Source organism: Xenorhabdus beddingii (assembly GCF_002127545.1).
In the GTDB taxonomy this organism is placed as follows: Bacteria; Pseudomonadota; Gammaproteobacteria; order Enterobacterales; family Enterobacteriaceae; genus Xenorhabdus; species Xenorhabdus beddingii.
Genome location: NZ_MUBK01000024.1, coordinates 33,595 through 48,152 on the forward strand (window position 1 = coordinate 33,595; position 14,558 = coordinate 48,152).

Annotated in this window: 13 protein-coding genes; 7 read left to right on the forward strand and 6 right to left on the reverse strand. The window is 44.6% G+C overall.

Annotated elements, in window-relative coordinates; genetic code table 11:
• Positions 1–10 precede the first annotated feature (10 nt).
• Together Xbed_RS13910 and Xbed_RS13915 are read right to left on the reverse strand one after the other, a co-directional pair.
• Positions 11–1,660, reverse strand: coding sequence for a Na+/H+ antiporter (locus Xbed_RS13910; RefSeq protein WP_086113509.1), 1,650 nt, complete (start codon positions 1,658–1,660; stop codon positions 11–13).
• Between the two features lie 263 nt (positions 1,661–1,923).
• Positions 1,924–3,270, reverse strand: coding sequence for an NCS2 family permease (locus Xbed_RS13915; protein WP_086113510.1), 1,347 nt, complete (start codon positions 3,268–3,270; stop codon positions 1,924–1,926).
• Between the two features lie 526 nt (positions 3,271–3,796).
• Here Xbed_RS13915 and Xbed_RS13920 point away from each other — a divergent pair.
• Positions 3,797–4,402: a hypothetical protein gene (locus Xbed_RS13920; RefSeq protein WP_208612247.1), complete on the forward strand. Its 606-nt coding sequence runs from the start codon at positions 3,797–3,799 to the stop codon at positions 4,400–4,402.
• Positions 4,403–4,596: 194 nt separating this feature from the next.
• Positions 4,597–5,565 carry a glucokinase gene (gene glk, locus Xbed_RS13925; RefSeq protein WP_086113512.1) on the forward strand — a complete coding sequence of 323 codons (969 nt, stop codon included), beginning with the start codon at positions 4,597–4,599 and terminating at the stop codon, positions 5,563–5,565.
• A 147-nt stretch (positions 5,566–5,712) separates the two neighbouring features.
• Here the strand turns inward: glk and Xbed_RS13930 are convergent, their stop codons facing one another.
• Positions 5,713–6,111, reverse strand: a complete 399-nt coding sequence (locus tag Xbed_RS13930) for a helix-turn-helix domain-containing protein (RefSeq protein ID WP_167371919.1) — start codon at positions 6,109–6,111, stop codon at positions 5,713–5,715.
• Between Xbed_RS13930 and Xbed_RS13935 the strand changes: the two genes are divergently transcribed.
• A complete protein-coding gene (locus Xbed_RS13935; protein ID WP_244182497.1) occupies positions 6,106–7,440 on the forward strand; it encodes a beta-ketoacyl synthase in 1,335 nt (444 codons plus the stop codon). The two genes, Xbed_RS13930 and Xbed_RS13935, sit on opposite strands and share 6 nt — an antisense overlap.
• 174 nt (positions 7,441–7,614) lie before the next feature.
• Positions 7,615–7,710, forward strand: a complete 96-nt coding sequence (locus tag Xbed_RS20235; protein WP_244182498.1) for a DUF1240 domain-containing protein — start codon at positions 7,615–7,617, stop codon at positions 7,708–7,710.
• Between the two features lie 80 nt (positions 7,711–7,790).
• Here Xbed_RS20235 and ssb1 read toward each other — a convergent pair whose 3' ends face one another.
• On the reverse strand, positions 7,791–8,318 hold the full coding sequence (ssb1, locus tag Xbed_RS13945; protein ID WP_086113514.1) for a single-stranded DNA-binding protein SSB1: 528 nt from the start codon (positions 8,316–8,318) through the stop codon (positions 7,791–7,793).
• A gap of 251 nt (positions 8,319–8,569) precedes the next feature.
• On the opposite strand from ssb1, the gene uvrA reads away from it, so the two are divergent.
• From uvrA to Xbed_RS13955, 3 genes are all read left to right on the forward strand, one after another.
• Positions 8,570–11,401, forward strand: a complete 2,832-nt coding sequence (gene uvrA / locus Xbed_RS13950; protein ID WP_086113515.1) for an excinuclease ABC subunit UvrA — start codon at positions 8,570–8,572, stop codon at positions 11,399–11,401.
• Between the two features lie 253 nt (positions 11,402–11,654).
• Positions 11,655–11,813 carry a DUF5993 family protein gene (locus Xbed_RS19755; protein ID WP_167371920.1) on the forward strand — a complete coding sequence of 53 codons (159 nt, stop codon included), beginning with the start codon at positions 11,655–11,657 and terminating at the stop codon, positions 11,811–11,813.
• A gap of 13 nt (positions 11,814–11,826) precedes the next feature.
• Positions 11,827–12,390 (forward strand): disulfide bond formation protein B, encoded by a 564-nt coding sequence (locus tag Xbed_RS13955; protein WP_086113516.1) that lies wholly within the window; start codon positions 11,827–11,829, stop codon positions 12,388–12,390.
• Between the two features lie 105 nt (positions 12,391–12,495).
• On the opposite strand, the gene Xbed_RS13960 is transcribed toward Xbed_RS13955, so the two are convergent.
• Complete coding sequence (locus tag Xbed_RS13960; protein ID WP_086113517.1) at positions 12,496–13,620, reverse strand: AAA family ATPase; 1,125 nt, start codon at positions 13,618–13,620, stop codon at positions 12,496–12,498.
• Complete coding sequence (locus tag Xbed_RS13965; protein ID WP_086113518.1) at positions 13,617–14,363, reverse strand: RNA ligase family protein; 747 nt, start codon at positions 14,361–14,363, stop codon at positions 13,617–13,619. The genes Xbed_RS13960 and Xbed_RS13965 overlap by 4 nt, the downstream gene beginning before the upstream one ends.
• Between the last annotated feature and the right edge of the window lie 195 nt (positions 14,364–14,558).

Here is a 14,558-nt window from a genome sequence, read left to right on the forward strand (position 1 = left end):
TTACCTATTTTTATTGATCTTTTCCCACTAAAAGTGCTTCCAGCAAATCAAGATCATGCAGTAAGGCTTGTAGTGTTTCATTACTAATCTTGCGGGTTGCACGCAGATGATACAGCTCACCCCGTTCAGCCCTTAATGCCGTCAAACGGAAACGACGTTCCAACTCTTCGACCATCAGATTATGTTCGATTTCATCAGTACCCGCAGTACGACGCCGCAAAAGACCCGTAACCCGGGAAGCGATCTCGCTGATGACTTCTGCGTCCAATTTCTCTTCTGTATTGGCCGACAGACGCTCTTCCATCTTATTCATACTGACAATCGCAACTTCAGCCATTGCTGCTTTTGCCATTCTGATTTCATTCAGATCCGCCAGTTTATCACCCACTTTCATGCCACGCAGCAGTACAGGCAAGGCGATAACCCCCACAAACAGGGAGAACAAGATCACGCCCGCAGCAATGAAAATCAACAGATAACGGGCCGGAAACGGATCGCCATCCGGCAAGAAAAATGGCACAGACAACGCACCTGCCAGTGTAATTGCCCCACGCACACCGGCGAATGAAGCCAACCACAGCTCACGGGTTGTATAGGAAGCAAACTCCAAAGGCTTTTTCTTTATTAGCATTTTGCTGATATTTTTCATCAGCCACAGCCAGACGAATCGCAGCAATACCAGCGCGCCGTAAATGATCCCAACGGCCGCAAATAACATCCAGGTTTCAACTTGTGGGTCAAGTTCAGCCTGAGCCACAGACGTTTCCCAAATACCCGGTAATTGCAGCCCCAGCATGATAAACACAAGACCATTGAAGACAAAGGCCAGCATTCCCCATACGTTATCAGCTCGCAGACGCATATCCAGCGGCGCATTGCGGATCACTCCCGCCTTACTGATCGTCATACCGGCAGCAACCGCAGCCAGAATCCCTGAGACACCGATATGTTCAGCAATCATATAAGAGGCAAAAGGCAGCAGCATCATAAACATGATTTGAGTTGCGGGATCATCGCCACTCCAGCGGCTCATCAATCGCAATGATTTACTGTATAACAATGTGATGGCGATACCCGACAGCAAACCACCCACCGCAACCTTGAAAAATTCCACGGTTGCACCCGTGACAGTAAAGACCATCGTTCCCATGGCAATCGCCACAGCAAATTTCAGAGCCACCAGACCAGAAGCATCATTCATTAATGCTTCTCCTTCCAGCACGCTCATCATATTTTTAGGAATGCGCCCTCTTCCGACAATCGACGACAATGCAACGGCATCCGTTGGTGACAATACGGCTGCCAGTGCAAAAGCGGCAATAAGTGGGATACTCGGAAATAGCCAGTAAATTAAATAACCAATACCGACAACCGTCACTAAGACTAATACTAAGACTAAAATAACAATTTCACGCCCATGCTGGAAAAACTCTCTGGTCGGTGTTTTCCAGCCATCAACAAACAACAAAGGAGGGATAAGTAAAACGAGGAATAATTCAGGATCGAAAGTAACGTGTAAACCAAAATGAGGCCAGGCCAACAGTGCCCCCATTGCTATTTGCACTATCGGCAAAGGGACACGGAACGGAATCATTTTAGTAAGAACACCAGAAACTGACACCACCAAAATCAAGATCAAGATAGTAAAGAATATTTCCATGTTACCCTTACAAATTGCCAAAAATCCGTCGGTGAAGAGATTGTGACTGTTTTTTACCTTTAATAACAGCGCAAATAACCACAAATATTATAGTTATTAACAAAAATCAAAAAACAATCACATTATGAATCAATGACCAGCAAGTCATTTATCTATTTTATACTTATCGGCGGGAGTGTGTTGAAAAATTAGCTGATTTGGGGATATATCCTAATCGTGGAAGGGAATGCGCAAACTGATATCGTTTGCGCCTATTCTTTTAATCAGATGGCCCAGTTTCCGGCATAAAATACCACTAATACGATGGCGAGAATAACCGTACCCACATTCAGCTTGCGCCATTCACCGGAAAAAATACGCCCAACCACCAACGCACTGAAGCCCAGCATAATGCCTGTCACAATATTGCAAGTCAGTACGATAAACACCGCACACAGCAAACCCGACATCGCATCAACAAAATCATCAAAGTTGAGTTTCCGCACATTACTCAGCATCAGTAACCCGACATACATCAAGGCAGGTGCCGTGGCATAGGCCGGAACCAAATACGACAAGGGAGACAGAAATAAAATCAACAGGAATAAAATACCCACTACGGAAGCCGTTAAGCCGGTTCTGCCTCCCGCAGCCGTTCCTGCGGCAGATTCAATATAAACGGCGGCAGGAGAAGAGCCGATGGCACCGGCAAAGATACTGGTGACAGAATCAGCGGTCAGTGCCTTGCCACCATTGATAATCTGCCCCCTTTTGTCCAACAAATTCGCCTGCCCTGCTACAGCCCGAATCGTCCCGGTCGCATCAAATATCGCCGTCATTACCAACGCCAAAACACTCGGCAACACAACGGGCTGTAAAGCACCCATAATATCCATGCTGAACATCAGGGACAGGCCATCTTCTCCCAACGTTGGAACCTTAAAAAATCCCTGATATTTTACGGCAGGGTCAAAAATCAAGCCGATCATGGAGATTGCGATAATCATCAGCAAAATCCCACCGGGTACTTTTCTGCGCTCCAGACCAATAATTCCCGCCAGTCCCAATAACGTCATAAGCACAGGAAACGCCGTCAACGACCCGAAAGCAACCGGCAAACCCGCATGTGGATTCTTAATCACCAGCCCAACACCATTGGCTGCGATCAGCAACAGAAATAACCCGATGCCGATGCCTGTTCCATGAGCAATGCCCATGGGCATATTGCGCAAAATCCACGCGCGAATCCCCGTCACTGAAATGATCGTAAACAAGCATCCCATCAGAAAAACCGCACCCAGTGCCACGGGAATACTGACCTGCTGCCCTAACACCAGACTGAACGCGGTAAATGTAGTCAAAGAGATCGCACAGCCAATCGCCATCGGCAGATTAACCCACAATCCCATCAATAACGACCCAACACCCGTCACCAGACAGACAGCAATAAACACGGCAGTATGGGGAAATCCGGCTTGCCCAAGCATACCCGGCACGACAATAACGGAATAAACCATCGCCAAAAATGTTGTCAATCCAGCGAGAATTTCCTGACGTACCGTCGATCCACGTTCAGTAATCTTAAAATACTTATCGAGTTTGCATTGAGTTGGTGCCTGCATACCAGACATGTTGTTCCCCTGCTTTTCTGTTGAATATTTCACTTTGAAAATCTATTGCCCTATCTCCCCACTTTACCGAACAGAAACCCCACGAAAACGATTACGTCACGGGATAGAAAAATCCGGGCTGTACTCATTGGTTCAGCCATTCGTTTGCGCAATCGTTTGGCTTTCAGGGCGAAAAAATGGCGAGAAAATTTGAAGCGGATGATTATCCAGTGAATCAGGGATAAGAATCAAGCAATAATCACAAATTTTGTGCTGCAATCACCGCTGTTCTTCTCTATCTGGGTATGTCTTCTGGGATTGCCCGTCGGCTCTAACTCCTCCTCTATTTATGACCACCCAACCAATTAAAATGAGAAAACTCATGCCTTGTATATTTACAGGGCAATTTGTTAATATTGATGTATATTTGCTCAATAATTACGAGGATAGGTATAATGAACCTTAAACCGTTTTTGCACAATTTTCTGGTGGTTCTACTGATTGGGGGCAGAATATGTCGAGTCATAATAATACCGGGGATCAAACAATGCCTTATTTGATCCCAGATGCAGATTTTGATCTCAAACTCAGCCTATTGGATAAAAACATTGAGCATACAAAAAACTTTATAGAAAAAGGTGTCATCGACTTCCATTTAGCTGATGCAGTTATACCCGATGGTTACCGTTTTGTGAAAGCTCTCAACAAAGATGAATACCGCATGGTAACCACCGGGGCTGGACAACCAGAAACAGTTTACGCCGTTAAGCTTCTCTTCCGAAACGACATAGTGATCAACAAAGAAACCTGCACTCAAATCATGGTATGGCGTACCCTTAGTTCTAAACACCAAACAGCCGCAAGTAGTTTACCAAGAATATTTTTTAAGCATCTGCTGAAAAGCTATAGTATTGTTGTCACTGATGAAGAACAAACTGGTGACGGTAAGCGCTTCTGGAAGATCATGATTGATTGGGCACTGGTGACGAACTACCACGTCTATATCTCAGATGGCACGGAAATGGATAGACCACTAACACAAGTCTCCTCAATAAGCGAACTCATTGAAAAATGGGAAGCGTTTTGTTGGGGATATGATACCGAAGTGCACCGCCATCGCCTGATTGTTATCAGCAAAAATGCCTTGTTATAGGGAGCATGGCAATGGCCTGTATTTTGTTCAAACGCTAAAAAGAAAAAACCATTACTACAGTCAGAACCTAAGAATGATGAACAAATCATTTTTATGCGGCCTTTAATACTAACCTTGTGTAAAATCCCCTCAATTCGATTCTTGGCTGGTTCATTAGGATATAGATCATTTCTATAAGAATTAAGGAGATCAACATGGCAACTTATGCCTTAGTAGGCGATATCGGTGGTACAAATGCACGGCTGGCATTATGTGATATAGATACTGGGCAACTGAGCGCAGTCGAAATCTATCCTTGTGCGCATTATGCATCGCTTGAAATTGTCATCCGCCAATATCTGAAACAACAAAACTGTGAAATTAATTATGGCTGCATCGCCATTGCCTGTCCGGTGACAGATGATGTCATCAGCATGACCAATCACAGTTGGCGTTTTTCCGTTAGCCAAATGAAAGCCTCTCTGGGGTGGGAACGTTTTGAGGTGATTAACGATTTTACCGCCGTTTCCCTCGCCATTCCGGTTCTGGGAGCCGATGATGTGATTCAGATTGGCGGAAAACAACCCCAAGCCAAGCGCCCCATCGCGGTTTATGGGGCGGGTACTGGATTAGGTGTCGCACATCTTATTCACACAGGAAGCCAATGGATGAGCCTGCCCGGTGAAGGCGGCCATGTGGATTTCGCACCGGACAGTACAGAAGAAGATCATATGCTGAGTGTACTGCGGGAAGAATATGGTCATGTCTCGGCTGAACGAATCCTTTCCGGGCCTGGGTTGGTCAATATTTATCGTTCACTAATGAAACTTGACGGACAGCCAGCGGAAACACTTACCCCGCGCGACATTTCTGATCGCGCACTGGGTGGAAATTGCTCCACCTGCAAACAGGCGTTGGAGATTTTCTGTACCGCGTTAGGGCGTTTTGGTGGCAATTTAGCATTGAATATGGGTGCATTTGGCGGCGTTTATATTGCGGGAGGGATCGTCCCACGTTTCCTTGATTTCTTCCAAAAATCTGGGTTTCGGCAGGGATTTGAAAGTAAAGGGCGATTCACGAGTTATTTGCAGGATATTCCCGTGTATCTGATTACCCATGATAAACCGGGGTTATTGGGAGCTGGTTCTTATATTCGTCAATCGTTGGGTAAAGCGATTGGCTAAATAGAACAGAGATACTGATATTCGCTCATGCTATTTATTGGTTTGATTTTGCTGGTAACAAATTTAAGCATATTTAGCATGAGAGCCTGATAATCATCACCTATTACCGAAGCATTCCTAACGTATCAAAAATATATTGTCCATTTATCAGGCATGAAAAACTTTAGCCTTGACCAATTTACGATAATGAGTGGGAGTCAGTTGGAAATGTTGTTCAAACACCTGGCTAAAATAATAAGTATCCTTAAATCCCACCAATTGAGCGACATGCAATAAGGTTAGACTATTATCCGCCAGCAACTGTTTGGCGGTTAATAAACGGTGGTTCAGTAAGTATTTATGCGGTGAAAGACCAACCTGCCCTTTAAACCTGCGAATTAAAGTACTCTCCGAGACACCAACATAAGTGGCAATATCCTTAATGGTGATTTGTGAATCAACATGCTGCTTAATATAGTCTTGTGCTATCGAAACCGTTTCATCAAATTGCGTATTACCTCCAATCTGAAAAAACGGTTCTGATTGGAAGTTCGATACCTCATGCAAAAAGTGCTTTTCAATAATTTCAGCAATGGGAACACTAAAAAACTGAGCAATAAGGTAGTGGAACCTGATCAGATTTCAGTTTATGCCGGTAGTTCTCTAGGCCAAGTGGATCGATTTTCAATGGCAGGATTAATTGGCAATCCATTGAATGGTTCACGTGCCAGTTCCAAAATGCTTCCCCTTTCCATGGCAGATATGCCAGCCGGTTTTATTAATAGCTATCTTATCAACAACCTTGGTACTACTTCGGCCAATCTCGGAGCCTGTGCCAGCTTTCTATATAACCTCAAACAGGGCATCAATGACATTAAACAAGGTAAGTCAAAAGTCTGTTTAGTTGGCTGTGCCGAAGCACCTATCGTCCCAGAAATCATTGAAGGATTCAGGGTCATGGGAGCCCTTGCGGAAGACCACCAACTCCGCAAACTTGATGGCACCGATATAGTGAACCATCATCGTGCCTGCCGTCCATTCTCAACCAATGCCGGATTTACTATTGCGGAATCTGCGCAATTTATATTGCTGATGAGTGATGAATTAGCCTTGCAATGCGGGGCCAATATCCTTGGTTCTGTGCCGGATGTTTTCGTTAATGCCGATGCGAACAAAAAATCAATTTCTTCACCGGGAATAGGAAATTACATCACCATGATGAAAGCGGCCTCCCTTACCAACCATGTACTGGATGGAAAGTTGCAATATTCCTACGTTCAGGCACATGGAACTGGAACACCACAAAACAGAGTAACAGAAAGCCATATTATCAATGAAGTAGCCAAGACTTTCGGACTCAAACACTGGGATGTCACCGCCATTAAAGCGCATATTGGGCACTCGATTGCCGCAGCAGCAGGGGATCAATTAGCCAATACTTTAGGCGTTTGGCAATATGGTTGGATTCCGGGAATTACGACGATTGATCATATTGCAGAAGATGTACATGCAACCAATTTGAATATCTTGATGCAGAATAAATTCGTTGGCGAACGTGGCGAAAATATGAAAGCCACAATCATTAATGCAAAAGGATTCGGCGGTAATAACGCAAGTGCCGTGGTTTTATCTCCACAAAAAACGATGCAAATGCTGAACAAAAAACACGGTAGTTCTTCTATTAACACCTATCATAAACGCAATGAAATAGTTAAACGCAACAGTGAAGAGCGAGATCAAGCAATCTGTCGTGGTAAAGAGTCTGTTGTTTATAATTTTGGTAATGCGGTACTACAACCATCGGATATCCAACTTTCACGTCAGGAAATGAGATTGTCTGGATTTAAACATCCGATAAAACTACCAACCGCAGAGGAATTTAGTGAGTTTTTGTGAGTTGGCTACAATCGTTCTACCCGTGTTTGTTACTTTGTTTGTTACTTTGTTTTTTTCTTTTTATGTTGATATTGATGTTAAATTAAAAAATGAAGGATATAAATGACATTTCAAAATTGTAGAACACTTCCTTACTCCCCGCGCAGCGGGGAGTAAGGAATATTCGGAATTTCAGTGTATCACTATTATGAAAACTTATTTATAACATGTGAGAAGTCATCGTGGATGGCTCCCAATAAATATGTTAAAGAAATTTCATTTTGTCGCTAAACATATACGAGTATATGTTTAGCAACTTTTTTATTAACTTAACTCATTAAACCTTATAAAAAATCGGTTTAAGTTCCAGATCAAAACGGAATATCATCATCAAAATCCATTGGTGGCTCATTGCTCTGTGGCGCTGGAGACTGTGCCGGACGGGATGGAGCGCTGCCGCTGAATTGCTGAGAGGCTTGTGGTTGCTGTGGCTGCTGTGGTTGTCCCCAGCCGCCGCTTTGTGCTGGTGCATCCTGGCTTGCGCTGCCGCCACGGCCGCCCAGCATCTGCATGGTGCCACCCACATTCACTACGATTTCAGTGGAGTAACGGTCTTGGCCGCTCTGATCCTGCCATTTGCGGGTCTGCAAAGAACCTTCGATATAAACCTGAGAACCTTTGCGCAGGTATTCACCGGCGACTTCTGCCAGTTTGCCGAAAATCACGACACGATGCCATTCGGTTTTCTCTCTCATCTCACCGGTTTGCTTGTCACGCCAGCTCTCAGACGTTGCCAGAGTAATGTTGGCGACTGCACCGCCATTCGGCATATAGCGAACTTCCGGGTCCTGCCCCAAATTACCCACTAAAATAACTTTGTTTACGCCTCTGCTGGCCATTGGGAATACTCCTGATGAAATGAATTTTGCTAAGAAACGGATTTCTCTAATTATAAGCAAAGTAGTTTACCATGCGAGGACTAAGTTTAAACATAGACCCGTTATATTATACTTTGCGAAGCGTATCGTACTTTACATTGTCATGGTTTCAGCATGAATTCCCATGAAATACTGTATATCCACTCAGCAATGTTTGTGCAATAATAACGCGTTTATGAGTTCTGCACTATCAATAACCTGGGAAATGGTATATGGATAACATCGAAGTTCGGGGCGCCCGCACCCATAATCTAAAGAATATCAGTTTGATAATTCCCCGTGACAAGCTGATAGTCATTACCGGGCTATCCGGCTCTGGTAAGTCATCTCTGGCTTTCGATACCCTATATGCGGAAGGTCAGCGTCGTTATGTTGAATCACTCTCTGCGTATGCCCGCCAGTTTTTGTCACTGATGGAAAAACCGGATGTCGATCATATCGAGGGGTTATCCCCCGCCATTTCCATTGAACAAAAGTCGACTTCCCATAACCCACGCTCTACGGTCGGCACGATCACTGAAATTCACGATTATCTCCGCCTGCTGTTTGCTCGTGTCGGTGAACCGCGCTGTCCCGAACATGATATTACGCTGGCAGCGCAAACAATCAGCCAGATGGTAGATAACGTACTGACACTGCCGGAAGACCAACGTTTGATGTTACTGGCTCCTGTCGTCAAAGAGCGTAAGGGTGAACACGCCAAGCTATTGGATAATCTTGCCGCACAAGGCTATATCCGTGCCCGGATTGATGGTAAAGTGTGTGATCTTTCCGATCCCCCCAAACTTGAATTACAGAAAAAACATACCATCGAAGTGGTCGTTGATCGCTTCAAAGTGCGTGCCGATCTCGCCCAGCGCCTGGCAGAATCATTCGAGACGACCTTAGAACTTTCCGGCGGCACTGCCGTGATTGCCAATATGGATGATGCCCAGGCCGAAGAACTGGTTTTCTCTGCCAATTTTGCCTGTTCAGTGTGTGGCTATAGCATGAGCGAGCTGGAACCACGCCTGTTTTCTTTCAACAACCCGGCGGGGGCTTGCCCGACTTGTGACGGTTTAGGTGTTCAGCAATTTTTCGATCCTGACCGTGTCGTTCAAAATGAAGATATTTCCCTTGCGGGTGGTGCAATCCGTGGTTGGGATCGCCGTAATTTTTATTATTTCCAGATGCTGAGATCGCTGGCAGAGCACTATAAATTCGATATTGAAGTCCCATTCAATCAGTTAAGCCCATCCATTCAGAAAGTGGTTTTATATGGTTCAGGCAAAGAATCCATCGAATTCAAATACACCAACGACCGTGGTGATGTCACCGTTCGCAATCACCCTTTCGAAGGGGTTCTGCATAATATGGAGCGTCGCTACAAAGAAACCGAATCCAGCGCGGTACGCGAAGAGTTGGCAAAATATATCAGCAACCGTTCTTGCGTTTCTTGTGACGGCACCCGATTGCGCAAAGAAGCACGCTATGTCTTTATCGAAGGCACCACACTGCCGCAGATTTCGGATTTCAGCATCGGCCATGCGATGGCGTTTTTCCAAAATATCAAACTCAGCGGGCAACGCGCGAAAATTGCGGAAAAAGTCCTGAAAGAGATCGGCGATCGCCTGAAATTTTTAGTCAATGTCGGGCTGAATTATCTGACGCTCTCCCGTTCAGCAGAAACCCTTTCCGGTGGTGAAGCCCAGCGTATCCGTTTAGCCAGCCAAATTGGTGCGGGTCTTGTTGGTGTGATGTATGTGCTGGATGAGCCGTCCATTGGTTTGCATCAACGGGATAATGAGCGTTTGCTGGAAACCTTGCTGCATCTGCGCAATTTAGGCAACACCGTTATCGTTGTCGAGCATGATGAAGATGCCATCCGTGCGGCTGACCATATTATTGATATCGGGCCGGGAGCGGGAGTACATGGCGGCGAGATTGTGGCCGAAGGAACGATCACCGATATCATGCAGAGTAAAAAATCGCTGACAGGAAAATTCCTGAGTGGTGAATGCCGGATTGCCATTCCGGAGCAGCGCGTACCTGCCGATCCAGACAAGATGCTGGAATTAATTGGTGCAAAAGGCAATAACCTGAAAAAAGTGACATTAAAACTGCCTGTTGGTTTGTTTACTTGTATCACCGGGGTTTCCGGTTCCGGTAAATCGACGCTAATCAACGACACGCTGTTCCCTATCGCACAGCGTCAGTTAAACGGGGCAACCAATATTAATCCGGCGCCTTATCTCGATATTCAAGGGCTTGAGCATTTTGATAAGGTGATCGATATCGATCAAAGCCCGATTGGCAGAACTCCCCGTTCAAACCCCGCCACTTATACCGGCGTCTTTACACCAGTAAGGGAGTTATTTTCAGGTGTTCCTGAATCCCGTGCCCGTGGTTATACACCAGGCCGTTTTAGTTTCAACGTTAAGGGCGGACGTTGTGAAGCCTGTCAGGGCGATGGCGTCATTAAAGTTGAGATGCACTTTCTGCCTGATGTTTATGTTCCTTGCGATCAATGTAAGGGCAAGCGCTATAACCGCGAAACGCTGGAAATCAAATACAAAGGCAAGAATATTAATGAAGTGCTGAATATGACCATCGAAGAAGCGCGGGAGTTTTTCGATGCTGTTCCAGCCCTTGCCCGTAAACTGCAAACTTTGCTCGAGGTGGGTCTTTCCTATATTCGTCTGGGGCAATCCGCAACAACACTTTCTGGCGGGGAAGCCCAGAGGGTAAAACTGGCACGGGAATTATCTAAACGAGGTACAGGCCAAACGCTGTATATCCTTGATGAACCCACAACCGGTCTGCATTTCGCAGATATTCAGCAGTTGCTGTCCGTTTTGCATCAATTGCGGGATCAGGGGAACACCATTGTTGTCATCGAGCATAATCTGGATGTTATCAAAACCGCCGACTGGATTGTCGATCTTGGCCCTGAAGGTGGCAGTGGCGGCGGTGAAATACTGGTATCGGGAACGCCAGAAGAAGTGGCGCAATGTCAGAAATCTCACACAGCGCGCTTTTTGAAGCCGATACTTGAGCGTGATTAGTTTACTTTCACAACGAAAATAATCTACCATTCTCCCCACATCGTGGGGAGTTCTTATCTCTTTGCTCACCAATTGTTAACCAAGCTCTCCCAATACGTGTAAAAAAAGACTTTTCTTATCATCAATTCGGGTGAAATAACCTTTCTCAAATGAGTCTCGTATTATTGTTCTAATATTATTACTGATCACATTTTTCATGCATTAATGCCATAATGACATAACATATGCTTCAATTTTATAATGGAGATTAAACATGTATATGTTTTTACCGTTCTTAGTCGCACTGGTTATCATTGCCACGGTTATTACGGGCAAGAAAAAGCTGACATACGCACTTTGGTTTGCTTTATTCATCATCACGGTATTTTGGTTTAAATATCATGCCACTGATGCATTAAATCTTTCTTTCTGAATCGGAGGCAATAATGAATAATACAATGTCAGCATCACGTAATATTAACCTCGCGATGGCCTTGAATATCCTTGGTCTATTCGGTATCAGTGTAATTTTGATTGTCGCGTTTTATTATCAATTAGCGCGTTTTGAATTGCCTTGCCCATTATGTTTATTGCAACGGGCGGGCATCATCATGATTGGTCTTGGCTTTTTATTTAATATTTATTTCGGCATAAAAAATGGTCATTACAGCCTCTCAATACTTGGCTGCATTGTGACTGGATTTGTCTCCATGCGTCAGGTTTCTCTCCATATTCTGCCAGGAGATACAGGATATGGTTCAACTTTCTTCGGATTACATTTTTATACTTGGGCTGCCATCTTATCGATTCTGACTATCATCGCCATCGCAGTGATCATGCCTTTGAAAGCAGGCAATACTGATTCGAGATATACGCCACCCACATTAGGCAAAGTTGCCATGGGCTTATTCGCATTTCTGATCGCGGCTAATCTGGTGTCTACCCTATTGGAATGTGGCAGCGGGCAATGTGACGACAACCCCACGTTCTATCAATTACTGCAAAAATAGCGCTTCCATATTCTGGAAGCATAAAGCATCACCGATAGGAAGGCTGCGGTATCCCAACAGCCTTCTTCTTTTGACCGGACGCCTCAGAAACCCCTTCCAGGATTATCAACCCAACATCACGGAATCGATAAAATAGCAGACTTCATGGGCTTCTTCAGGCGCAGGAACTTCCAACTTACTAAGCATCCGTTCCATCACTTTATCCGGTACAGCATATTGACGATTACTGTTCTGCTGACGCCAGCATTTATCATTTTGTTCAATGTAAACAATCCGAACTTTGGCGTTATAACTCACAAACAGTTTGATCAGTTGTTGACGTATTTGTCCTGTCAGATTAGTGGCATTCCAGATGAAATGTTGCCTACTGCGCAGTTTTTCTCTGGCCTGCTGTTTTGCCTGCTGTACTACCCAACCATTGGCATCTTTATCTTCCGGGCTAATTTGATGCTCACGACGAATCGCATCCAAACTAATGACTGAAATTCCTTTACCATGCTGTTGGATAAAATGGTCTTTACCCATTCCCGGCAATCCGCACAATAATGTCACCTGACTGCCATAGTCATCATAAGGCTGATAGTCTGGTTGCTCGCTATCGGTGGAAAAGTAATGGAAACGGCTTTCACCAGAAGAGAATCCCCGTGGCTCACGCCAGCATCCCTGTTCACGGCAGTAAAGTTCAAACAGCTCAATCCGTCCGAGTAATTCTTGCGAATCTTGACATACCCGCCCCAATACATCTGCTTTTGCCAGTAACGTCAGCAAATAAGTATCGACACGCAATGAGGCTGCCAATAATGCCTTTTGTGGACTGGGCTTTTCCATTAACCACAATGGCAACCCATGAAAACGCACAAGCGCAACAATTTGCTCCCGTATTGCAAATGGCGTCGGTATTTGCTGAAACAAAATTTGTCTGGCCGTCAATTCGCCTTTACGGGCATGTCCCGGAGAAATGATGCGTCCATCCCAATCCACTCGCGTAGTGCTGCGTTTCTCTACATCATGCAACAGTGCTGCCGTCCAGAGAATTTCTTGCTCTTCCACCGTCAGTAATGCATATTCCGGTAATTGCTCCAGTGCTTCCAATACCATGCGGGTATGGATCGCAACATCACCTTCAGCATGATGAATGGGGTCCTGCTGAATTCCATCCATATCAGCGATAAAAGAGAAAGTAGAGGATAAATAATCCCATGATTTATTGAGACTGAATGTCCAGTTCATTTCCTTTCTCCTTCCGTCCTATATTTGTTCGAATTAGAAAACCGCTCAAAATATAGGGGTGCCCTTTGCCAATTTCTCTTCCAATGATTATCTGTTTTGACATGATTTTTTCGCACATATTTAAAAACATGGTGTGCAAAATCAGTCACCAAATATTCCCCTGCATTACGGCTAACAATGCCTTCCATTGAGCATAACTTTTTGTTCTGTGTCTCCCATGAAGAGAAACAACTTCCCTGCGTTGCCGTTTCAATAATACTTTGCGTAAACGCAGATTTATTCCGTGTTTCAGGGTTATTGATTTCAGAGACATCGATTTCAGGTACGGTCGGAAAATCGAATAATGCCGCATAAAATTTGACTTCTTCCCAACTGAGCCAGCAATCTTTAATGCGCACAGCAAATACAAAGAAGTATTCTTCAAGATGTCGATACTCAATGGAGTGAATGGCATAAAGATTCTCACCAAAGATCTCAATATCGCCTAAGTCATTTTTGATCAATTGCCAGCGTTGACGAATTTGCTGAGTCCATGCCGATTGTGTTGGTGTGGCATGAGAGCGGGCAAATACGCCATATCTATTCAGGCAGTTATTTTCACCGTCTAACTTTTCCGTATGAATAAGCTGCTTAATGTTTTGTATATCTTGCCACCAATGATGATTAATGCGATCGTCACTGGTTGTGCCTGGCGAGAACGGGTAATGGAACGTTCTACCATACTTTCTTGATTGCATATCCATAATGCTTTGACTCTTTTAATAATTATCACAATAAAAACGCAATAGCGCCTTTACGGGTTAATGTTCATCCTAATAACTGATGAAAGAGCTCAAGAGTAGGTATTACATTTTCTTTATTTCCATTCAGTTAATCTTTTGGCTTTAAAAGATTAAGTTAAACATTTAGTTAGGTATTGAAATGAAAGGAAGGTGTCA

What these genes read in the sequence shown, in the direction of transcription:
- Xbed_RS19755 (WP_167371920.1), top strand. Translation starts at nt 11,655, where the DNA reads ATGTATATGTTTTTACCGTTCTTAGTCGCACTGGTTATCATTGCCACG.
- Xbed_RS13960 (WP_086113517.1), bottom strand. Translation starts at nt 13,620, where the DNA reads ATGAACTGGACATTCAGTCTCAATAAATCATGGGATTATTTATCCTCT.
- Xbed_RS13935 (WP_244182497.1), top strand. Translation starts at nt 6,106, where the DNA reads ATGCAAAAAGTGCTTTTCAATAATTTCAGCAATGGGAACACTAAAAAA.
- ssb1 (WP_086113514.1), bottom strand. Translation starts at nt 8,318, where the DNA reads ATGGCCAGCAGAGGCGTAAACAAAGTTATTTTAGTGGGTAATTTGGGG.
- Xbed_RS13965 (WP_086113518.1), bottom strand. Translation starts at nt 14,363, where the DNA reads ATGGATATGCAATCAAGAAAGTATGGTAGAACGTTCCATTACCCGTTC.
- Xbed_RS13910 (WP_086113509.1), bottom strand. Translation starts at nt 1,660, where the DNA reads ATGGAAATATTCTTTACTATCTTGATCTTGATTTTGGTGGTGTCAGTT.
- Xbed_RS13955 (WP_086113516.1), top strand. Translation starts at nt 11,827, where the DNA reads ATGAATAATACAATGTCAGCATCACGTAATATTAACCTCGCGATGGCC.
- Xbed_RS13920 (WP_208612247.1), top strand. Translation starts at nt 3,797, where the DNA reads ATGCCTTATTTGATCCCAGATGCAGATTTTGATCTCAAACTCAGCCTA.
- uvrA (WP_086113515.1), top strand. Translation starts at nt 8,570, where the DNA reads ATGGATAACATCGAAGTTCGGGGCGCCCGCACCCATAATCTAAAGAAT.
- glk (WP_086113512.1), top strand. Translation starts at nt 4,597, where the DNA reads ATGGCAACTTATGCCTTAGTAGGCGATATCGGTGGTACAAATGCACGG.
- Xbed_RS13915 (WP_086113510.1), bottom strand. Translation starts at nt 3,270, where the DNA reads ATGTCTGGTATGCAGGCACCAACTCAATGCAAACTCGATAAGTATTTT.